At 49.3% G+C, this 21016-nt stretch carries 18 protein-coding genes, 1 tRNA gene and 1 pseudogene; 17 read left to right on the plus strand and 3 right to left on the minus strand.

Going from position 1 to position 21016, the window contains the following annotated elements; translation table 11 throughout:
• The first annotated feature begins 94 nt into the window (after positions 1 to 94).
• The 5 genes and pseudogenes from KK078_RS06850 to KK078_RS06870 all read left to right on the plus strand — a co-directional run bounded on the left by KK078_RS06850 (position 95) and on the right by KK078_RS06870 (position 3003).
• The gene (locus KK078_RS06850) at positions 95 to 421 is read left to right on the plus strand and encodes an ArsR/SmtB family transcription factor (RefSeq protein ID WP_254089509.1); all 327 of its coding nucleotides are present in this window, start codon (positions 95 to 97) and stop codon (positions 419 to 421) included.
• A gap of 41 nt (positions 422 to 462) precedes the next feature.
• Positions 463 to 1089, plus strand: coding sequence for a low molecular weight phosphatase family protein (locus KK078_RS06855; protein WP_254089510.1), 627 nt, complete (start codon positions 463 to 465; stop codon positions 1087 to 1089).
• Positions 1090 to 1147: 58 nt separating this feature from the next.
• Positions 1148 to 1411 (plus strand): annotated as a pseudogene (locus KK078_RS06860) (arsenic resistance protein); the annotation flags it as partial.
• 100 nt (positions 1412 to 1511) lie between these two features.
• Positions 1512 to 2048, plus strand: coding sequence for an RNA polymerase sigma factor SigZ (gene sigZ, locus KK078_RS06865; protein ID WP_254089511.1), 537 nt, complete (start codon positions 1512 to 1514; stop codon positions 2046 to 2048).
• A gap of 49 nt (positions 2049 to 2097) precedes the next feature.
• Entirely contained in the window at positions 2098 to 3003 is a 906-nt protein-coding gene (locus KK078_RS06870) for a phosphatase PAP2 family protein (RefSeq protein ID WP_254089512.1), read from the plus strand.
• A 264-nt stretch (positions 3004 to 3267) separates the two neighbouring features.
• On the opposite strand, the gene KK078_RS06875 is transcribed toward KK078_RS06870, so the two are convergent.
• The gene (locus KK078_RS06875; RefSeq protein WP_254089513.1) at positions 3268 to 4599 is read right to left on the minus strand and encodes an NAD(P)-binding domain-containing protein; all 1332 of its coding nucleotides are present in this window, start codon (positions 4597 to 4599) and stop codon (positions 3268 to 3270) included.
• Between the two features lie 272 nt (positions 4600 to 4871).
• Between KK078_RS06875 and KK078_RS06880 the strand changes: the two genes are divergently transcribed.
• From KK078_RS06880 to KK078_RS06920, 9 genes are all read left to right on the plus strand, one after another.
• On the plus strand, positions 4872 to 7331 hold the full coding sequence (locus KK078_RS06880; RefSeq protein WP_254089514.1) for an aminotransferase class I/II-fold pyridoxal phosphate-dependent enzyme: 2460 nt from the start codon (positions 4872 to 4874) through the stop codon (positions 7329 to 7331).
• The gene (locus tag KK078_RS06885) at positions 7318 to 7746 is read left to right on the plus strand and encodes a DUF7793 family protein (RefSeq protein WP_254089515.1); all 429 of its coding nucleotides are present in this window, start codon (positions 7318 to 7320) and stop codon (positions 7744 to 7746) included. Before KK078_RS06880 ends, KK078_RS06885 begins: the two co-directional genes overlap by 14 nt.
• A 22-nt stretch (positions 7747 to 7768) precedes the next feature.
• Entirely contained in the window at positions 7769 to 9718 is a 1950-nt protein-coding gene (locus KK078_RS06890) for an ATP-binding protein (protein ID WP_254089516.1), read from the plus strand.
• Positions 9719 to 10262: 544 nt separating this feature from the next.
• On the plus strand, positions 10263 to 10916 hold the full coding sequence (locus KK078_RS06895) for a sensor histidine kinase (RefSeq protein ID WP_254089517.1): 654 nt from the start codon (positions 10263 to 10265) through the stop codon (positions 10914 to 10916).
• Positions 10913 to 11668, plus strand: a complete 756-nt coding sequence (locus KK078_RS06900) for a LytR/AlgR family response regulator transcription factor (RefSeq protein ID WP_254089518.1) — start codon at positions 10913 to 10915, stop codon at positions 11666 to 11668. The genes KK078_RS06895 and KK078_RS06900 overlap by 4 nt, the downstream gene beginning before the upstream one ends.
• Positions 11669 to 11840: 172 nt before the next feature.
• On the plus strand, positions 11841 to 12773 hold the full coding sequence (locus KK078_RS06905; RefSeq protein WP_254089519.1) for a DUF6268 family outer membrane beta-barrel protein: 933 nt from the start codon (positions 11841 to 11843) through the stop codon (positions 12771 to 12773).
• A 304-nt stretch (positions 12774 to 13077) separates the two neighbouring features.
• Positions 13078 to 14223, plus strand: a complete 1146-nt coding sequence (locus KK078_RS06910) for a helix-turn-helix domain-containing protein (RefSeq protein WP_254089520.1) — start codon at positions 13078 to 13080, stop codon at positions 14221 to 14223.
• Positions 14224 to 14291: 68 nt separating this feature from the next.
• A complete protein-coding gene (locus KK078_RS06915; protein WP_254089521.1) occupies positions 14292 to 17159 on the plus strand; it encodes a M1 family aminopeptidase in 2868 nt (955 codons plus the stop codon).
• A gap of 130 nt (positions 17160 to 17289) precedes the next feature.
• Positions 17290 to 17363: transfer RNA gene (locus tag KK078_RS06920), tRNA-Pro, on the plus strand.
• A 44-nt stretch (positions 17364 to 17407) separates the two neighbouring features.
• On the opposite strand, the gene KK078_RS06925 is transcribed toward KK078_RS06920, so the two are convergent.
• Positions 17408 to 17635, minus strand: a complete 228-nt coding sequence (locus tag KK078_RS06925) for a YdeI/OmpD-associated family protein (protein WP_254089522.1) — start codon at positions 17633 to 17635, stop codon at positions 17408 to 17410.
• 81 nt (positions 17636 to 17716) lie between these two features.
• Here KK078_RS06925 and KK078_RS06930 point away from each other — a divergent pair, with 81 nt between their 5' ends.
• A complete protein-coding gene (locus KK078_RS06930; protein ID WP_254089523.1) occupies positions 17717 to 18142 on the plus strand; it encodes a hypothetical protein in 426 nt (141 codons plus the stop codon).
• Between the two features lie 137 nt (positions 18143 to 18279).
• Positions 18280 to 18405, plus strand: coding sequence for a hypothetical protein (locus KK078_RS30395; protein WP_262898614.1), 126 nt, complete (start codon positions 18280 to 18282; stop codon positions 18403 to 18405).
• 160 nt (positions 18406 to 18565) lie between these two features.
• On the opposite strand, the gene KK078_RS06935 is transcribed toward KK078_RS30395, so the two are convergent.
• Positions 18566 to 20116 (minus strand): MFS transporter, encoded by a 1551-nt coding sequence (locus KK078_RS06935; RefSeq protein WP_254089524.1) that lies wholly within the window; start codon positions 20114 to 20116, stop codon positions 18566 to 18568.
• A 214-nt stretch (positions 20117 to 20330) separates the two neighbouring features.
• On the opposite strand from KK078_RS06935, the gene KK078_RS06940 reads away from it, so the two are divergent.
• Positions 20331 to 20996 carry a DNA alkylation repair protein gene (locus KK078_RS06940; protein ID WP_254089525.1) on the plus strand — a complete coding sequence of 222 codons (666 nt, stop codon included), beginning with the start codon at positions 20331 to 20333 and terminating at the stop codon, positions 20994 to 20996.
• Positions 20997 to 21016 lie beyond the last annotated feature (20 nt).

A 21016-nucleotide genomic window follows, 5' to 3' on the forward strand; every position in this document is an offset into this window, starting at 1 on the left:
GATTGTGTTCAGCTGGGTAAGCCATTACTTTCCTGTACGGTAACCAGCATATTGGAAGTGTCAATGAGATAACGTAATATTACGTTATAACGATATGGGATTAACCAAGTCAGAGCTTTTTAAAAAACGGCAGAACCGGATCGCCGTGCTGGCCAAGGCATTTGATCATCCGGCACGGGTGGCGATTCTGGAATACATACTGGCCCACGAAACCTGCATCTGCAATGACCTGGTGGATGTGCTGCCGCTGTCACAATCGACGATCACACAGCACCTGAAGGAGCTGAAACAAATTGGGATCATCAAGGGCGAGGTGGAAGGCCCCAAGGTAAATTACTGCATCGATGAACATGTGTGGGAGGAAGCGAAAGACATGTTCATCACTATGTTTTCGAAGTTTGTGAAGAAGAACTGCTGCTAATTTTTTTGACTAATTATAACGTAATATTACAATATAGCAATATGAAACTTACCGATGCTCTATCGGCAACTGTGCAACAGCTTACGCAGGAATTTGATCAGATACCTGCCGAACGGAGGCCGGTTATTGGTGAACTGACGCAGTTCGTCCGGGAAAAGCTCGATGCGACCAGGCCCGTGTATTTGAATTTTATATGCACGCACAATTCCCGCAGAAGCCATCTTTCACAGATATGGGCGCAGGTTGCCGCGTATTATTATGGCATACCGGATGTGCATTGCTATTCAGGAGGGACAGAGGCCACGGCATTTAATCCCCGGGCGGTTAAGGCCATGCGGGAAGCCGGCTTTTCCATCGAAGTCGGCAAGGATGGCGATAACCCGGTGTATCATGTAAAGTTTGCAGACGATGCCCCGGCGATAACGGCTTTTTCAAAGAAGTATGATGATCCATTCAATCATAACCAGGACTTTGCGGCCGTCATGACCTGCTCGGATGCGGATGACAATTGCCCGGTGGTACTGGGGGCTACAAAGCGTATAGCGCTGCGGTACGATGATCCGAAAGAGTTTGACGGCACGGAGCGCGAGGCGGCGAAGTACGCAGAACGGGTACGACAGATCGGACGGGAGATTTTGTTTGCTTTCTCACAAGTGAAGAACTCATGAGTTCGGGTAAACGACTGGATTCCTGGACAGGTTCCTGACGCTGTGGATATTCCTGGCGATGCTCGCGGGCGTGATATTGGGTAACGTGCTGCCGGTCGAGAACGTAATGAACCACTTCCAGGTGGGAACGACCAACGTGCTGATAGCGGTGGGGTTGATTGTGATGATGTATCCTCCACTGGCGAAGGTGCGGTATGAGCACTTGGGAAAGGTATTCAGGAATGTAAAAGTGATCGGGCTGTCGCTGGTTTTGAACTGGGTGGTGGGACCGCTGCTGATGTTCTTGCTGGCGGTGTTGTTCCTGCATGACAAGCCGGAGTACAGTGCTTTTGGAACGCCGGAGCGAAATGGTGGGAGTTTAGTTGCGTCTTTTCAGGACCGGTTCCGTCAAGAGGGTATGAACCTGGATTAAATCGTATTCTATGGACTCAGCTGTCGGTATTAATTTGAGCTTCTTTCAGGAGGAACTGAAAGGTTTTGTTTATAGGCGCGTCAAGGATCGGGCGCTGACGGAAGATATTGTGCACGATGTTTTTATAAAGGTGCAGACCAGGATCGGGCAGTTGCATGAACAACAAAAGCTGACGAGCTGGATCTACCAGATCACACAAAATACGATCGTCGATCATTTCAGGAAGGAGTCGCGAAGCCTCCATGCAGACGATCTGGACTGGGAGAACGATGTACCGAACTTCAATGAATGCGTGACGCGATGCTTACAGGATATGATGGGTACCCTTCCGGACAAATACCGGGAGGCTATTCAGTTGGCCGACGTAGACAACCTGCCGCAGCTCGCGCTGGCGAAACGGTTGGGGATATCGTACTCGGGCGCAAAGTCAAGGGTGCAACGGGCACGGCAGATGTTGAAAGAGAAAATGGACGAGACGCTGATCGTGAAGACGGACTCGTATGGAAATGTGATCGTTTGCGAGGACCGTGGAAGTTGTTGTAGATAGTTGCGTCTTTTGATGCGATGTGCCGTCTCGGAAACAAAATGTATACGAGATGAAAAAGCACAATTTACTTCTTCTATTTCTGTTGACCTGCATATATGCCAGCGCACAGAAGAATGCAGGCCGGCCGCTCGAGCCGTTAAGTGATCATTACAAGGAACTTCAAGCTTTGCCGGCGACACCTAACCCGGCACGGGCCTGGATGGATACAGTCCGGTATCCGGCGACGGAGTATAGTGGTTCTATTGTTTACCTGCTGGTAAAACCGCATTATCTCACAGATGCCCAGGTGAAGGCGTTGAGCGAAAGCGTAAAATTTCCGGCAAATAGTTCGGACCAGGTGCGCAAGGAACTCGACTATATGCTGGACCTGCAAAGCAAGCGAACAGATGAACAGGTAAAGCGCGTGACCTTTCTTGGCGATATTGGTTACTGGCCCTCGGTTAACCAGGTGCCTACGCACGTGCAGTATCAGCAAAACCTGAAGGACCTGTTCTTTGAGGGCCGGGAATTGATGGGAGAAGCCATCAACGCCGGGAATTTCCCAAAGGTATCAAAGCTTTTGCAGGGTGTCATGCAAGACATGCGGATTATGGAGTTTACGATCAAGTATAAGCTGTTACGGGCCCGGCCGTATCACCTCGAACCGAAACTACAGCCGCTGATGAAGATCAATTCACCTTCGTTTGCGAGCGGGCATACGCTATGGGCATTCCTGCAGGCGTTCACCTGGAGCGAGGTGATACCAGAGAAACGAAAGGACTTTGTAGCATTGGCGGAAGAGATACGCCGGTCACGGGAGATCATGGGCATTCACTATCCAAGTGATAACGAAGCTTCGCGGCAGTTGTCACATCGGATGTTACAGTACTACCTGAACAATCCCGCCTTTCAGAGGGATCTGCGCGAGGCCGTGGCGGAATGGAACGTGGTGTCGCCAACGCTGGTTCGTAGGTAGGTATTGAACGACGAAGTGAGGATCCCGGTGATCCTCACTTTTTTTGTTGTACTATTTAGTGCAGCATGCACTGCCGTCCGCGGGCTGTACGCAGCATGCGCCGTTGTTTTCATCGCTGGATTTGCTGGGCTCACAGCAAGCGGTCGCATCTGCTTTGGTAGGAGTACAACAGCGTGGGGCCAATGCTTCTGTAGCAGGCGGCGTTACGTTGCTTTTTGAGATCACCGGGATGTTTTCAAGTGTTGTTTTCATATGGTTGGCGTTTTAGATCCGTTCATTACAGCATGACGCAACAGCCTGCTGACGTGGCGGTGTTCCACAGCATGCCGCCGCATGGACATTGCTTACGTTACATACACCCGTCTCGGGTAAGTCGAGCTCAACGTTTTGGGCTGCCTCCATATCGCCATCAATGTAGGCGGCAATGGAGCGTACTTGCTCGTAGCCTGTGGCCATGAGGAATGTCGGGGCGCGGCCGTAGCTTTTGGAGCCGGCAATGTAAAAGCCGCTGTCGGGGTGGCGGAGCTCTTTTTCGCCGTGGGGCCGTACAGTGCCGCAGCTATGGATGTTGGGGTCTATAAGATCGGCGATGGCGGCAACGCTTTCGAGGGACGGATCGATGCTGAGGCGAACTTCGCGCAAGAAGGTGAAGTCGGGCCGGGAGCCGGTGTTGCTGATGATCTCGTCGATGCCGGGCAATGCGAGCGTATCGTCGTGTTGCAGGCCTATGATAGAAAGCCGACTACCCATGTTGACAATCTGCTGGATATGAAAGGGGGTATACAGGCTGACGCGGTTCCCGTCAACCAGACGCGCTATCCGGATGCCGAGAGCACCGCGCGCTTCGAGGGCATCGTTCTCCCTTCCGCCATATACGTCATGGACATTGTTTTTGCGCAGCACCCAATGGATTTCTGTATCGTGGTACAGCTCTTTGAGCCTGTCAAGCTCGAGCACGGCGTTGATGGATGAGTGGCCGCTGCCGACGACAAGCACACTTTTATTTTTGTAACGGTCAATGTGGTCGTTCAAAATATCGGGTATGCCGTAAAAGATTTTGTCGGCATTCTCTTGCTCGCCGATAGCAAACGTTCCTCCCGAACCGACGGGGTTGGGTGAGCTCCAGGTACCGGATGTGTCGATGACGGCCTTTGCTTCATAGTGATGGACCTGGCCGTTGTGAATCACCTGGACGGTATACGGCAGGCGCTCGCGACCGGCGGTTTTCATTTTGTCGAGGCCGCGGCGGCCGATAGTCGTGACTTTGCTTTGAAGGCGGATATGCGGTTTGAGGGCGGCGAGTCCGGCGAGTGGCTTAAAGTATTGGTGGTAGAGCTCCCAGCCGGTGGGGATTGCATCCGAGTCCGGACTTTGCCACGGGGTTTGCTCAAGCAATTGGCGGGCCGCTTTGTCGATAGCATAACGCCACGGAGAGAATACACGAATGTGGTTCCAGGTCAGGATATTGGCGGCGACAGTGCGGCCGGCTTCGAAAAGCAAAAAGGGCTGTTTCCTGATCGTAAGGTGGGCAGCCGCGGCGAGGCCAACGGGACCGGCGCCAATGATTGCCACGGGAAATGAATTTGTTCTGTCCATAGTAATAATGCTGTTTGCTTCTAAGACGGTGACTTTTAAAAAAGATGCAAGCGCGTGAATCTTAATTTAATTATTGGGATGACCCCGGACACTATGGATTGTGTTTATGAGACACTTCTTCTCTGTGAATAAAAATGTAAAGTCACGATACTTTTTTCGTTATTCAATTGCGTAATTCACATAGGATAAAGAAGGATTGTCACTTACAAAGAGATCACCGAGTATCCCGTAGAATACACACTTATTAGCGATCCTCTTAACAGACCCCCGATATGTCGCGAAACACAAATAAGTTTATTAACACCATCGACGAGTGTTTAACCAATGGTGTCAGGAACGGAATATTTCAGGTCGCTACGGAAGACGAAAGCTTGAACGGAAGGCAGGTGACGATCAATGGCAGGCAGGTAGTCAACTTTGGATCGTGTAGCTATTTGGGCCTGGAAATGGATGATCGGCTTAAACAGGGGGCTATTGATGCTACCATGCGGTACGGCACGCAATATTCCTCCTCGCGTGCTTATTCCTTCTGCCACCTGTATGAAGAATTGGAGTCGCTGTTTTATAAGATCTTCAATAACAACCCGGCCATATTGGCCGCCACAACCACCCTGGCTCACGTAGCAGCAGTTCCTGTTCTTGTGCAAAGCGACGATCTTGTTATTTTGGATCACCAGGTGCATGGCAGCGTACAACTCGCGGCGCAGCTCGCGAAAGCTCAGGGAACACGGGTAGAGATGATCAGGCACAACCGCATGGATATGCTGGAAACGCTGATCAAAGAAAATCCGAACAAATACAATCGCATCTGGTACATGGCTGATGGGCTGTATTCCATGTACGGAGATTTTGCGCCAATGCAAGACATTGTTTTCCTGATGGAAAAGTATCACAATTTCCATTTATACATCGACGATGCGCACGGTATGAGTTGGAAAGGAAAAAATGGCAACGGCTACGTACTCAGCCAAATCCCCATGCACCCCAAAATGGTATTGACGACTTCGCTGGCCAAAGGATTTGGGACCGGGGGCGGTGTTACCGTCATGTCGGATAAGGAGATGATGCGAAAAATTCTGACGTGCGGAAGTTCCTACACTTTCTCCGGTCCCGTGCAGCCTCCGATGCTTGGAGCTTCTGTTGCGAGTGCTAAAATCCATTTAACGGAAGAGATTGATATATTGCAGAATAGGCTGAAGAGTAAAATTGAATTAACCAAAGCGATAATAGATCAATATGCTCTCCCATTGGTTTACCCGTCTGACTCGCCCATTTTTTATCTTGCCCTCGGACTGCCCCGCACCGGCTATAATATGGTAAAGCGGTTGCTACACGATGGCTTCTTCACCAATATCGGCATTTTTCCTGGCGTGCCGGTCAATTGCACCGGACTGCGGTTGCCGATCACCAACGGGCACACGGAGCAGGATATAAGAAATTTGCTCGAAAGGTTCCATTATCACTTTCCGATGGTGCTGGAAGAAGAAGACATTAGCCTCGATAAAATAAGTGCCAGCTTTAAAGCACCCTTTACCGAAACGAAAAAACATTTCGCTTCCACGGCATTGACCGGCGAACAGGATACATTTCATGTTCAGCATGAGACAACGATCCACAACGTAGACCGGGGAATATGGGACAAGCTGTTGGGGCAAAGTACGTATGACTGGGAAGGATGTCGTTTTATGGAAGAAACGTTTCGCGACAATGAAGAGGACGAAAATAACTGGCAGCTGCATTATTTGATGATCAGAGACTCGTCTGACAAAGTGATACTGGCGACCTTCTTTACGGAATTGATCTGCAAAGATGACATGATCGCGCCGTCTGCGGTTTCAGAGCAGATTGAGGAGATACGAAAAAGATCCAAATACTACCTCACCTCGAAGGTGATCATGATGGGTTCTCTGATCACAGAGGGAGAGCATTTGTTTCTGGATCGGAGCCATCCGTTGTGGAGGAAGGCGTTACTGGAAATGATCGTTGTCATGAATGAGGTGAAACAGAGATCAGGCGCCAGTATGCTTCAATTACGGGATTTGTATAGCGAAGACGACGAAATAGCCGATTTTTTAATTCGGGAAGGTTTTATTAAAGTAGAAATGCCTGAAACCCATAGGGTGTCCGATGTAAACACATGGCATACCGAAGAGGAATTCATGAAACGATTGTCAGGTCCCGAGCGCTGGCACTTCCGACGGAAAATCCAGGATAACAAGCATTTTTTTGACGTTTCGATATTGACCGGCGATCAAAAATTGCAAAAAGGAAAGGTCGAGGAATGGTACGGATTGTATTCAAACGTAAAAGGGAAGAGCCTTGCTATTAATACGTACCCATTGCCCCACAAATTTTTTGAGAATATAGCCCTGCATCCTTCCTGGGAAATTATTCAGTTGAGATTAAAACGTGAATATGCTGAGAAGGAGCCGGTCGTGGCGCTGGGGTTCTGCTACCGGTCTGCGCAGAATAATTATGCCATTGTCCTGGTGGGACTGGACTACGATTATGTGGTTAGCCACGGTTGCTACCGGCAGACGTTGTACCAGTCGGTTTTGCGTGCAAACGAGTTGCAGTGCAACGTTCACCATATGGGAATGGACGCCACCATTGAGAAACAGCGATTTGGAGTAGATGTTATTTCTAAAAGTGTTTATATTCAGGCTGACGACAATTTTAACCTGGAATTAATAGCGACGGTCTATTCTAGAAATACGCATGGAACGACTTAACTTGAAAGAGTATAAAACAACGTCATTCTGGATGAGTGGGGTGGATGATGCGATCATCTTTTGGAATTATGCGCCGGGCCTGGAAATGGACATCGCCATTGCCCGGGAGTTGGTTCAGCATCGCCTGGAGTACACCCATGGCAAACCGATGTATGCAATGATCGACGTAACCAATTTAAAGGCAACCACGAAAGAAGCGCGTGATTTTATGAATAGCAGGGAGGGCGGCCTGAAAGGGCTTTTAGGAGGTGCTTTTTTGTCTAATAACGTAGTTTCTACACTTTTGGTGAACCTTTATCTTAAAGTGAGCAGACCTGCCATCCCGGCCCGATTCTTTACCGATCGGGAGGAAGCATTGAGTTGGTTGTTAAAAATTAAGAAGGAAAACGCCCCACGTAAAGTAAGTACACCATAGTGCATGCTTTAACACCAATATAATGTCACAGATGGAGGGAAATGATATGCAGACACGAACCACTGTTGTAGACACAGAACTTCTGCTGAAAGTGTCGGAATTAAGCGAGGCCATACTCCGTGGGGACTTTTCAAAACGCATTGTTAGTGATTTTGATGATAGTCCCCTGGCAAAAATTGCTGTTTACCTCAATCAGTTGTCGGATCAGGTACAGTTGAACAGCGAAAGGAAAACGCATGAGCAAACCGTCAATAGTTTTATCGATGTGATCAGCTCGTTTGCCAACCTTGATTTTACAAAAAAGCTTCCGATCTCGGAAAATGGCACTGTTATGGACGCCATAGCGACGGGCATAAATATTCTCGGCGAAGAACTGCAACAGACCACTGCCTCTAAACTGGAATTGGAAACTGAGCGGAACAAGCTCAAAGAGGCTCAATCCATGGCCAAGGTAGGCAGCTGGGAGTTGGATGCTTCGTCGTTGACCTTGACGGCGTCTCATGAAGCATACCGGATTTTGGGGTTGGACAAAAATGAAAATCCCAACCTTTTTGAAGAGATCAGGAAAAAAGTACATCAGGAAAACTTACCCAGGCTTGTCTATCTGATCAGGTCGGCTATCGCAAAAAAAGAAGATTTTATCGTGGAGGTCAAGATCACCCTGGATAACGGTGTGGTAAAAGATGTGCTTTGTATTGGCGAGGTGCTTGCCGACGAAGACAGCTCGTTCGTAAATTTGAAGGGCACGATCCAGGATATAACGGAGCGCAAGCAGATCGAGCAATCCTTAAAAGAAGCCAAGGAGTTTGCCGAGGAAGCAAACAATGCTAAAAGCAAGTTTCTGGCAAACATGAGTCATGAAATGCGTACACCGCTGAATGGCATACTGGGACTCACGGAGATCATATTGGGCGAACAAGTTTCAGACGAGCATCGGAATTATCTTGAAATTATTCGTAATTCCGGCAAGAACCTCGCGCAGCTGATTAACGACATCCTCGATCTGAGCAAGATTGAAAACAAGAGGCTTCAGTTGGAAGATATCCCCTTTGATTTCCACAAGACAATTTTGGCCACCGTTAATTCGTATAAGTTTCTGGCTGATCAAAAAGGGCTTACGTTGTCCTGTCATATCGATCCGTTGATTCCATTGGAAGTAATGGGAGACCCGACGCGTGTCTCGCAAGTACTTACGAATCTGATCAGTAATGCCATCAAGTTTACAGAGGAGGGTAGTATCGCGGTCCGCTTTACGCTCCATGGTCGCAGGTCGGAGGAATTAACGATTCACGGTGCGGTGACTGACACCGGACCGGGAATACCAAAAGAAAAAATGGACGTGATTTTTCAAAGCTTTACGCAGGCGGATGATAGCATCACCCGGAAATACGGAGGCACCGGGCTGGGTCTGAGTATCGTAAAAAATTTGTTGACGCAGATGAATGGGAGTATTACCGTAGAGAGCCCGGCGGACCCGATAATAAATACCGGTACAACATTTCATTTTTCATTGATCTTAAAATCGTCGGGCCGGGCGCCAGCCGAAACGCCAAAGTCGAGCCTGCCAGTGAAATTAGTATTTGAAAACCCGGCAGCTATTCTTGTGGTGGATGATAATCCAATGAATTTATTAGTGGCAAAGAAGATGCTGAAAAAGTTTGGTGCCCAGGTTACCATCACCCAGAGTGGATACGATGCGATCGACTTGATCAAGAGAACGCAGTTTGATATGGTGCTCATGGATATTAGAATGCCGGGACTCAATGGTTATGAGACAGCATCCGAAATGCGTAAACTGGATTTTAAAATGCCCATAGTTGCGCTGTCGGCCAATGGATATGAAGAAGATTTGCGGAATAGTATAGAGTCGGGTATGAATGATCATATCACAAAACCTTATACGGAGGCACACTTGTTTGAAGTGGTAAATAAGTATATCACTATGGGAGCCATTTATTCAGGGAAACGGTGATCTTTTTTTCATCAGCATACAGTTTGCCCCCACCGGCATAGGCTATCTAAAATTGGAACCGGATCGTTGCCCTTGTTCTCAATCTGGTTAAATTCATCCCTTAAAAAATGAAGTTCATCAGACAATCGGGGGATTGGTAATAAATCTTCTGGGGAAATTCTATTTTTGGAGGATGGTTCGGATTAAAAGAACAGATGTAAAGAAGCTATTCATTTTTCTCTCGTCCACACTGATCTATGCATTGTGCCAAATGCTATTCAGCATTATTCTGATGAAGGAGGACTTGTGGAGTAATTTCCATATCCAGTTGTCAGCCCATTATACGGTAATATTCACGATGTGCATAGCTGATTACGGATTGTTAATATTGTTAAATAAATATTTACCCTACTCGAAAAATATATTACTCCGAATATTGGCGGGACTCGCGGGGTTAACGATAGTATGCTTAGTGTTAATATGGTTATTTAATTACCTGATATACGACATATTTCAAATTTCTAAAGATGGGATGCCTTCTTTCCTGATAAAGTTTGCATTTGGTATGGCGGCAAATATTCCCATCTTATTGGTATTCGAGCTGATCTATTATTTTCAATCGGAACAAAAGGCCATAGCCAATTCTGAAAAAGCAAAACGTGAGGCGCTGTTATTTCAACACGAAACGTTGCGGGCGCAGATAAATCCGCATTTTTTGTTTAATTCATTGAACGTGCTGTCTTCATTGATATATATAAATCCTGACAATGCCAATAAATTCACAAAAGCGCTTTCCAAGACTTATCGGTATGTACTTTCCCTTAATCGTCGGCCGCTGGTTTCCGTTGCGGAAGAATTGAATGCGCTGGATCCGTATATTTTCTTGATGAAAATGAGATTTGAAAATTCCTTTGTTTTCACGGTAAACAAAGTGTCTGGCCATGAAGAAAATAGCATTATTCCATTGACGTTGCAATTATTGATAGAAAACGTATTTAAGCATAACGTAGCAACAGAGGAAATGCCGTTAGATATAAAAATTGCGATCAACAGTGGATACATTACAGTGGAGAATAACATACAGCGGTCGAACGATGTGGAAAAAGGCGGGATCGGGCTTAAATACCTGGCAAAGCAATATGGATTATATGACAAAGAGGTCGTTTTTGAGCATACTGAGCACATGTTTGTTGTAAAAATTCCATACATCCAGCCATGAATTATCTGATAGTAGAGGATGAACGGTTTGCATACGAGGAACTGAAGCGTATGATGACAAAGTTGCGCCCTGATTATTTGTTGGAAACACGGACCAAAGCAGTCATCGATACTATTAGATTTCTGAAAGAATCTCACGTTGATCTGATCCTTATGGATATTCGCCTGGCAGATGGCAACTGTTTCGAGATATTCAATCACGTAAAGGTATCCACTCCGGTTATATTTACCACCGCCTATGACGAGCATGCGATCAAAGCTTTTAAACTAAACAGCATCGATTACCTGTTAAAACCTTTTGACGAAAAAGAGTTAGACGCGGCATTGCGCAAATTTGAAGATATCTTTCACAATGACTCGTATAAAACCAGTCCTGGAAATTTTGAACAACTACTCTCTCTCAAAACCAAGAATCGTTTCCTGATATCGAAGGGAGAGAACTATCATTATATCGAAACAACGGACGTTGCCTTTTTTTACAGCGAGGAGGGAGTCGTGTTTCTGCATACATTCCAGAATAAACGGTATGTCATTAATTATACGTTAGACCAATTAGAACAACAACTTGATATTCGCTTATTTTTTCGTGTATCGCGTAATTGTGTGGGCAATCTCAAAGCCATCGACAATGTTGCCAGATATTTCAATAGCCGGTTGAAGCTTTCCTTTTCGCCCGAATGCCCACACGAAGTCCTGGTAAGCCGGGTACGTGTTCCAGACTTCCTGAAATGGATGGACGGAATTGTGGAGTAGCGACCGGTGTTGGCGATCCTGCGGGCAGATCTGTGAATTCAGTTTGTTCTACTCATACTAAACTTCATTCCGCTAATCCTGAAGTCAACGATTTTATAGCTTTCAACTTCATGGCATTCCTTCATTCTTTGATAAAAATTACGAATACGTGCGAATGCAAATTTTGAATCACATGAAGTTAATATCATTATTCTCAGTCACCTTGGTAACGTTACTAACCCTGGAGGGGAGAGCGCAGGAAGTGTCTTTCAGGACAGAGTACATCGGGAATTCTGGCTACTACTATCTGCCACCGGGCGACAAACCGAAAGAAAGGATTGGTGATGCCAATGGTTCTGCTATGGTCTACCAGGCATCGGTCAATGTACCATTATCCATGGAGTTAAATAAGAACAATCGGCCGACCGCTTGGGGTGTTGCTTTTGGCGGAGCATACGTTTCGTTGAAAAATGAAGATTTCAAGGACGAAATGATATCCGAAATCATGAATTTGCAGTTGGGGATCTATCATCTGCGCCCATTGAATGATAAATGGTCTATGAGAGCAAGCGTTGGAATAGGTGTATTTACTCCGTCCACCGATTTTTCGAAGATCCGGTTCAAACATGTGCTTGGAAGTGGGGGAGTTGTTTTCATCCGTCACTTGAAACCGAACCTGGATATTGGTGGAGGCGCAGCCATCAATAGCGCGTTAGGTTATCCCATGATGTTTCCCGCCGTGTATGTTAAATGGAAACTTGATAAGAAATTCGATGTGAATATTGAGCTGGTAGAAGGTCTCGAAATAGCGGCCGGTTATGATTTTAATGACAGGCTCAAACTGTCCTATGCTCTTGAAATGAACGGCCAGGTTGCGTTGTTGGAAAGGGACGGCAAAGATGTGATATTCTCTCACCAATATATCGTTACGGGTTTTCGTCCCGAGGTAAAGTTGGCTAAGACGGGACTCTCACTGACCGGTATGGCGGGGTTAAACATATACCGCCCAGCTTCTTACACCGAGAGGACATTGAAAGGGGTTTTTGCGTCTGATAGTGATTATTATTTTTCTGTTTCCCCGTATGTGTCGGTTGGTTTAAAGAAGAAATTTAACAGGGTGAATTGAAATAATGCCATCCGTGGTTATATTACATCAATGACGGGTACTGCATTCCGTTCGTGCGTTCAGTTCCTATCCGGTTCGCTTCGGAAATGGGGTGTGGCCATTAATTGACGGCGAACCGGCAATCCGGCGCATTCGTGAGTAATTGAAGCGGCCCACCAGCGCGTCTGGGTAACGGTGACTTTTATGTGGGCGACTTTTGAGATGCCGGATGGTCGGGGACCCGCTGACGTGAAAATAATATCGGTGGTCCTCCCGTCGTGGCACAATTCTGGTTATAGCTGGGTATCGTTCTTATCCTTCGCCTATGAACCTGACCTTCCACTGGATCAATATCCTGATTCTTATCGGGGCCGTCAATGCCCTGGTGTTCTGTATCGTGTTGCTCTTCCAGCGGCGGCATCCCGGGGCAAAATACCTCGCGGCATTTGTTTTCGTCTTTGCTTATAATGGTTTCGAAACCTTTAACTGGAGTTCCGGGCTCGAAAACTATTATCGGTTCTTTAATATTTTCAGTTTTATCGTGATCTATGCCGTGGGCCCAAGTCTCTACCTGCACGTCTGCGCGCTGCTGGATCCCGAAAGGAAAGTCTCGGCGGGTGCAATAGCACGGCATTATAGCCTGGTTATTTTTCAGTTCGTTACACGCATTGTTGTTCTGGGGTATCATGTGCTGATCGTTAATAACGTCTTTGCACCCCCGGTATCGCCCGGGCAGCTTATGACTATTATATGGACATACAGCGAACCGCTGAGCGTGGCGGTGTTCCTGGCTTATCTCGCGGCAACGCTGGTGCGGTTCCGGAACTATAAGGCGGCGTTTCAGCGGAAGGCGGGCGAGAAGCAGAAGCCTTTGTTGCGTTGGGTCACTACGTTACTGGCATGCTCATGCATGCTGGGCGTGGGATGGACATTAACCGTAATTTTCTTGTACGTAATCCCGGTGGCGCCGGGCGATATCTATTACCCCATTGAACTCGGACTGGTGTTGTTCACGTATTGGATTGTACTGGATGGTTACCACTCCGTGAAAGTACTGTCGGCTAAGCGGGGTGCGGTACGGCAGCCGGCAGCCGGCGATACCCATGAGCGCCATTTTGCAACGCTGCGTGAGGCCATGGAAATAGAGAAAATGTACCTCGATCCCGAGTTGAGTCTGTCCAAAATGTCGGCCAGCACGGGCATTCCGGCAAAGACCATCTCGGCCGTATTGAACCAACACCAAAACATGAGCTTTGCCGACTTCGTGAACACCTATCGTGTGAAAGAGGTAAGCAATCGCATGATGGACCCGGCCAACCGGCAGTTCACGTTGTCGTCGCTGGCGCTTGATTCGGGCTTCAATTCACAGGCTACCTTTCAACGGGTCTTTAAAAATGTTACCGGCATGTCACCCCGGGTTTATATGCTGGAGCAAGGCCAAAACCCAGGAGACCCCACGATACCCGGATAAAGACCTCTCAAATCCGGTTTTGAGAAGATTTAATACATGTTTTGCCGTTGCTTCGGATCAAAAAAGCTATGATGTTCCGAATGAACCTGATCGTGTCGGTGTTTGCCCTTCTGGGATATTGCGCGACGGCACAAGATCGATTTTTAACCCTTACCGGTACGGTAACCGATGCGCACACCGGCCAGGGGATCCCGTTTGCCAGCATATACCTCCGCACCGGAACTTCCGGTACGGCCACCAATACCGTGGGTGAATTTGTATTCAAATACCGCGACGCCAACGTTACGGATACACTTCTGGTATCCAGTATCGGGTACCGCCCATACCGGCAGCCGCTTCAGGCCATCGGCAAGGATATTGCCATTGCGTTGGAACCCGCTGCCGTGACGCTGGCAGGTGTTACGGTAACAGCCCGTACCGGGCTGGAGATTTTGAAGGAAGCCGTCGAAAAGATCCCGCAGAATTACGACACGACTGCCGTACAGTATACCGCCTTTTATCGCGAGAACGTCTGGCTCGACGACTTCGAGCTCACGCAGGCAGAAGCCGTGCTGGACATCTACCGGCCCTTTAAAGCCGGCAAGGATCTTAACGAACAGATCCGCCTGGTGAAAGGCCGTAAAAAGAAAATGGACTATGGCCGTGAAGCGCAATTGTATTACTGGATGAACGGCACCTCGAATGGTGCGCGGGGCAGCCTTTCGGAAGATCTGGTGAAATACTGCCGGGCCAAGTACAGTCCGCTCAACCCGGAGAACTACCGCTATTATAACTATACGCATACGGAAACCATCCGCGAAGGCGACCGTGACCTGCTGGTGCTGGATGTAACCCCGCGCCGGAAAGCCCGGAAAGGCTACCTGCGGATGCGGCTCTTTCTGGATGACGCAACGCTGGCCATTGTGAAATATAACTTCGCACTGACGGAGGCGGGTATCCGTAGGGTGAGCCGTAAGGACAAAGGTCTTCTGTTTGCCATCATGTCGGCCGTGGTACACGTCAGTACGGAATATCATACGTTTCAATATACCGTATCCTACAGCAATCAAAATAACAAATGGTACCTGAACCGCGTTACGCGGCATTGGGAGATCCTGGTCGACAGCAAGAAGCGGAACTGGACAGACCGCCTGTGGCGCGCCGATATGGACCTGGTGATGACCGACCTGCGTACCGACAATGTGCAGCCGTTTACCGAAGGAGACATTGCCGGGAGCCAGGCGCCGATGCATACCATGATCGCTTCGGAATACGACGCGGCCTTTTGGGAAAACTATAACGTATTGAAAACGGAAGACACAGCCGTGCAATCCGCCGCGCCATGGCCTGCCACCGACACCATAGCGGTAGCCAGCGCTCGCGCGGCATCCAACCGGCAGAACAGCTTTAGCCGTGCAGACACGCTCCGGGGTAAGCTGACACCGTTGCGTACCAATTATGATGTGACATTTTACCACCTCGATGTGGCTATCGACCTGGACAAACGGTCGGTGCAAGGCCGCAGCCTGATTCGCTTTTCGGCCCGGCAACCCATCGCCCGCATGCAGGTAGATCTGTATGCCAACATGGCCATCGACAGCATTGTGTTCCGCCATCAGGCCTTGCGTTACAGCCGCGAGTTCAATGCCATATTCATCGATTACCCCGAAACTATCCCGGTGGGGACAGAAGCGGAGGTGACCATTTATTACAACGGTGTTCCCAAAACGCCCGACAGGAGCATTCCGATGGATGGCGGCGTCTTGTGGGATAAAGACTCGCTGGGCAATATGTGGGCACAGGTGGTTTGCCAGGGTTCGGGGGCCAGCCTGTGGTGGCCCAACAAAGACCACCAGTCTGACGAGCCCGACAGCATGAAGATCTGGATTACCGTGCCGGCACCGTATACCGAAATCTCCAACGGCAGACTGCAGCGCACCACACCGCTGCCCGGCAATCGCATGCGGTACGAGTGGTATGTGAGCTATCCCATCAATAACTACAACGTGACCTTTAACATCGGCCAATACGCGCATTTCGAAGACCGCTATATATCCGATGATACACTCACGCTCGATTATTATGTAATGTCCTATAATCTGGAGCGAGGCCGGCAGATCTTCAAGCAAGTGCATCTTATGCTCAAAACCTTTGAAAAAAACTTCGGTAAGTACCCTTTCAAGCGCGATGGCTTTACGCTGGTGGAGAGTCTGTATCCGATGGAACATCAGAGCGGTGTTTGTATCGGCAAAATCACGCCGCAAAGCTCCACCGGCACCAACCGGTTGCTCTGGCATGAGTCCGCACACGAATGGTGGGGCAATGCCCTTACCGCGAAAGATATTGCCGACATGTGGATCCACGAAGGTTTTGCGACCTATGCCGAGATATTGGTGATAGAAGACCGGTTTGGAACAGAGCACGTGCAGGAGGCGCTTGACGACCAGATGAACGCCGTGATGGGCAACGAGCCGGTGATCGGTGTATACGATGTAAACCATATCCACTACGACATCGGCGACATGTACAGCAAAGGCAGCCTGCTGCTGCACACCTTCCGCAGCGTGCTTCACAACGATACACTGTGGGTAAACCTGCTTCGCGCCATCCAACAGAAGTTTCGCTATCAGACCCTCACCACCGACGACCTTGTAGCCTTTATCAACGACCGCACCCGTACCGATTATACCTACCTGTTCGATCAGTACCTGCGCTACACCAACCTACCCAAACTCGCGGTGGTACTGAAGCAGAAGGAAGAATATCTTGAAGTAACCTATGCCTGGCAAGCCGATGTCAAGAACTTCCGGATGCCCGTCCGGGTTACCACCGCCCCCGAAAAGATGGGCTTCATATATCCCACCACGCGCCCCAAAACGATGGTACTGAAGAACATGTCGGTGGAAGAATTTGATGTGGACACCGACAATTTTTACATCGATGTGCACGTAGAGTGATAGATCGGGGTCGGGTCTTAGAAGTAAGACATATTTAATGACAGAAATGAGATCGATCCTGATGGTTTTCCACAAAAAAAGCCTATGTTTGCATCCCTTTGGGAAATTAACACCGGTGTTGCCGAAGTTTCGGGGTGTAGCGTAGCCCGGTATCGCGCTTGGTTTGGGACCAAGAGGTCGTCAGTTCGAATCTGGCCACCCCGACTCAGCCCGCCATGGTTCTGTTTCAGAGCGATGGTGGGCTTTTTTTATAGGTTGGATTGTGCGTTAGAGAGTGTGTGCCAGCGGGCTACGTCGGGCAGCTCGGCTACTTTTTCCTTGTTGGCTCTATACCATACACTTTTAGGGCGTTTTTTGGTGAACGACTGAATGAAATATCCCGCATCCAGCGACCGTGCGGTGGCGTCGAATGGCCCAAGGTAGCAACGTTGTTGCAATAGTCCTATTTCATTGGATTTCAGATATTTTCCCTTCAAATGGCCTGACCTGATACAAAAATAATTAGTTTTATTAACTAATTTATTTAGTTTCATTAACTTTGACAAAAGATCAGGAATATGGGAGCAGCAATTAAAATAGCATCCGGATTCGATGGGACCGCGCTTGAGGCGGCCCTGGAAGAGATGATCCTCGTGGCGGCCAGCTTGAAGGAGCACCGCAGGATCGCCGTAGACGTCGTTTTGAACGACGTGCGGGGATACGTTGCCCGGCAGCTTTCGATGGACGTTTCCGCCCAACAGCTGGAACAGATACAAGTTCAATTGGTAGCGTTCAAGGAATCGAATTTGCCACCCCGGTTTTGCAGGACGGTTTTCGCCGAGGCCCGCAAACGCGGCCCGGGATATATACATTTCCTGAACTTTACGCAGGATATTCACAAAATCGTACTCGGTGTGCTTCGCTCGGGGCAACTGGAGCTCGGTATCGGCGGCTTTGCGCCGTCGGAGGACTGGCATCCGGGGATTCTGTCTGTGGTACGATAATACGCGGAGTAACGCCTGTAATGCCAATAGCGTAGAGTTTATGTTACAACCGCGCGGCACCGTGTACGCCATTGATAAAAACATCGCACTGCTTATCGGACACCGCGTCGATCCTGGTCAGCCGAACGGTTTCCCGGGTGGATACCCGCATTGTGGTGGAAAACGAGGTCGACGATTATGTGAATCCCAACGATGCCCTCCGGGCAGTAGTGAATGATGCGGGTAACGATGGCGTTGGTGATCCGGAAGGCGACTTCACCTAAGGTGCAGTCGGGGAGGGGCAACGCGATATTCAAAACATACTCCGGCTACAAGGGGACGAAAACACTGGAAGTACCCGTAGAGAGGCAGAGGTTGAAGCCCGGCGTATACCTGGTAAAAATTCCCTCGGCAAAGAACCACGCATAAGAAATGGACGAAGTTCTAAGGACTATCGGCCGGGTTCACCGCTTTATTTTTTACAAACAAGAACGACATGAAAGCTCCCGTAAAACACAGCGCGGAAGATAATAGCATGATCTTCTTGTACGCATCGATGAAGCTTTCGTGATAATACTTATTTATTTTTTCTTTATCCGCAGGGTTAACGTCATTCGGCACTGTGGCGTTTCCCAGGTTTACCGCCTCGGACATCACTGCGTGCCGGCCTGCATTGGATAAATCGACGTTCTCCACGCGTGTCTGCAGCGCCGTAGAGAAAAGCAGCACGGCCAGCGCTCCGAAAATGGCGTTTGCCAGGACGTTCGAAATACGGGTGAGTGCATTGTTAATCCCCGACGCTGTCCCCGAATATTGCTGACCGACAGAGCCCATGACCGTCGACGTAAGCGGAGCGACCGTGATCGACATCCCCAAACCGAAGACAAGTATTCCCGGAAAATAAGTTCCCCAATAGTCGTTGATGCCCCGGGTCTGGCCGATAAAGGCGAGCCACAGCAGGCCCAGGCCCGCCGTTGCGGGGCCGATGATCAGGAAGAGCCTGGGGCCGTAGCGGTCGGCCAGTTTGCCGGAGATCTTTGCCAGGGCGATCATCAGCAGCGTAAAAGGCAGGAACGTAAACCCCGATTGCAGCTGCGTGTAGCCCTGTACCTGCACCAGGTTTAACGAAAGGAAAAGCATGCCGGCGCCAAGGCCCGCGTAAAGAAAGAAGGTGAGGAGGTTGGCGCCGCTAAAGGTGCTATTGCGAAACAGGTTCAGCGGCATCATAGGATATTGGCTGGTCTTCTCGATGACGAGAAATGCGATCAGCAACAGCGTGCCCGTAATCAACGGCAGGTATACATGCCAGTGGTGCATCCCTTTCTCCGGCAGGCTCAGACAGCCGAAGGTAAGGGCAGCGAGCCCCAACGCAATAACAATAGCGCCAGCGATGTCGATCGTGGGGTTGCTGTTCTCGTCTTTGGTTTCGTCGACCTTTGCCCACAAGATGAGGAATGCGGCGATGCCGATCGGAATGTTGATAAAAAAGATGTACCGCCACAACCCTGCGTCGGCCAGTGCACCGCCCAGGATGGGGCCGCCGACCGTTACCACGGTGGTGACAGACGACCAGGTGCCGATGGCCTTGCCGCGTTCGGTTTCATCGATAGAGGACGAGATCAGGGCCAGGCTGCCGGGTATCATAAAGGCGCCGCCGATACCCTGGATCACACGGTATGCGATCAGCAGAAAAACGGTGCTCGCCGTGCCACACAGCGCCGAGCCCACCACAAAGATGAAGATCCCCACCATGAAGATTTTCTTGCGTCCCAGCTTGTCACTCAATGAACCGCCGATGAGAATAAGCGAGGCGAGCATCAGCAGGTACGCATTCAGTATCCAGAAAAGCTCGGCACTGGTAGCGTGCAGGCCCGCTTGCAGCGCCGGTAATACCACGTTTAACGCCGTGCCGTCTATAAAAGCCATAGACGATGCCATGATGGCCGCAGACATCACCCAGATACCTTTTGTGCTGTTCAGTTTTACGGTTGCCATCGTATCGTCGTTTTCCGTGGTTGGCGCATAACGTTAAAGATAGCAAAGTCTTGGTTTGCCACGGCGGTAAAACCACGCTGTTCGGTCTCAGGCCCCGGCGTGACAGATAAAGATTGTCATGCAAAAGGAGGAACGTTTATTTTGGTACTAAAGTATGAGGCGATCGTGTGCGCGTTCCCTCATATTTAGGAAGAACAATAAACGATGACATGCCATGACACTCAAGGAAACACTGTCAGCACTTAAATCGCTGGCGAACGAAAAGATGTACACGCACAACCTGAAACACGGGGCGGGCAAGGATCAATACGGGGTAAAGCTTGGCGACATCCGCACCGTAGGCAACAAGATCAAAAAGGACCATGCGCTGGCGCTCGAGCTGTGGAATACAGGGAACATAGATGCCCGCCTGCTGGCCGCACTGATCATACAGCCTAAGAAATTGTCCGTACAGGAACTGGATGAGCTTGTGAAGTCCATCACGTTCGTGCAGGAAGCGGATTGGGTCAATGCGTATATCGTGAAAGATCATCCCGACCGGGAATCGGTTCGCGAGAAGTGGATGGATGCCGGCAATCCCTGGGCAGCGCGGGCAGGTTGGAGCCTCACCAGCGGCAGGATTGCACGGGAGCCCGACGGACTCGATCTGGACAAGCTCCTCGATCGCATCGAAGCGGAAATGCCGGCCGCTCCCCCCGAAGTACAGTGGACCATGAACACCGCACTGGCGCAAATCGGTATCCACCATCCCAAACTTCGCAAGCGAGCGCTAGATATCGGCGAAGCATTGGGCATTTACCGCGACTATCCTGTTTCAAAAGGATGTACATCGCCGTTCGCGCCTATTTGGATCAAGGAAATGGTCAATAGAAAAAAATGATCTGCTGCGAACGGTGACAT

Origin of the sequence: Dawidia soli (assembly GCF_018598185.1) — a bacterium.
In the GTDB taxonomy this organism is placed as follows: domain Bacteria; phylum Bacteroidota; class Bacteroidia; order Cytophagales; family Cyclobacteriaceae; genus Ohtaekwangia; species Ohtaekwangia soli.

Excerpts from the sequence above, each read along its gene's own strand:
- KK078_RS06910 (WP_254089520.1), top strand. The coding sequence starts at position 13,078 with ATGAACCTGACCTTCCACTGGATCAATATCCTGATTCTTATCGGGGCC.
- KK078_RS06895 (WP_254089517.1), top strand. The coding sequence starts at position 10,263 with ATGGCGGCAAATATTCCCATCTTATTGGTATTCGAGCTGATCTATTAT.
- KK078_RS06870 (WP_254089512.1), top strand. The coding sequence starts at position 2,098 with ATGAAAAAGCACAATTTACTTCTTCTATTTCTGTTGACCTGCATATAT.
- KK078_RS06850 (WP_254089509.1), top strand. The coding sequence starts at position 95 with ATGGGATTAACCAAGTCAGAGCTTTTTAAAAAACGGCAGAACCGGATC.
- KK078_RS06855 (WP_254089510.1), top strand. The coding sequence starts at position 463 with ATGAAACTTACCGATGCTCTATCGGCAACTGTGCAACAGCTTACGCAG.
- KK078_RS06900 (WP_254089518.1), top strand. The coding sequence starts at position 10,913 with ATGAATTATCTGATAGTAGAGGATGAACGGTTTGCATACGAGGAACTG.
- KK078_RS06915 (WP_254089521.1), top strand. The coding sequence starts at position 14,292 with ATGATGTTCCGAATGAACCTGATCGTGTCGGTGTTTGCCCTTCTGGGA.
- KK078_RS06935 (WP_254089524.1), bottom strand. The coding sequence starts at position 20,116 with ATGGCAACCGTAAAACTGAACAGCACAAAAGGTATCTGGGTGATGTCT.
- KK078_RS06905 (WP_254089519.1), top strand. The coding sequence starts at position 11,841 with ATGAAGTTAATATCATTATTCTCAGTCACCTTGGTAACGTTACTAACC.
- KK078_RS06940 (WP_254089525.1), top strand. The coding sequence starts at position 20,331 with ATGACACTCAAGGAAACACTGTCAGCACTTAAATCGCTGGCGAACGAA.
- KK078_RS06880 (WP_254089514.1), top strand. The coding sequence starts at position 4,872 with ATGTCGCGAAACACAAATAAGTTTATTAACACCATCGACGAGTGTTTA.
- sigZ (WP_254089511.1), top strand. The coding sequence starts at position 1,512 with ATGGACTCAGCTGTCGGTATTAATTTGAGCTTCTTTCAGGAGGAACTG.
- KK078_RS06885 (WP_254089515.1), top strand. The coding sequence starts at position 7,318 with ATGGAACGACTTAACTTGAAAGAGTATAAAACAACGTCATTCTGGATG.
- KK078_RS06890 (WP_254089516.1), top strand. The coding sequence starts at position 7,769 with ATGTCACAGATGGAGGGAAATGATATGCAGACACGAACCACTGTTGTA.
- KK078_RS06930 (WP_254089523.1), top strand. The coding sequence starts at position 17,717 with ATGGGAGCAGCAATTAAAATAGCATCCGGATTCGATGGGACCGCGCTT.
- KK078_RS06875 (WP_254089513.1), bottom strand. The coding sequence starts at position 4,599 with ATGGACAGAACAAATTCATTTCCCGTGGCAATCATTGGCGCCGGTCCC.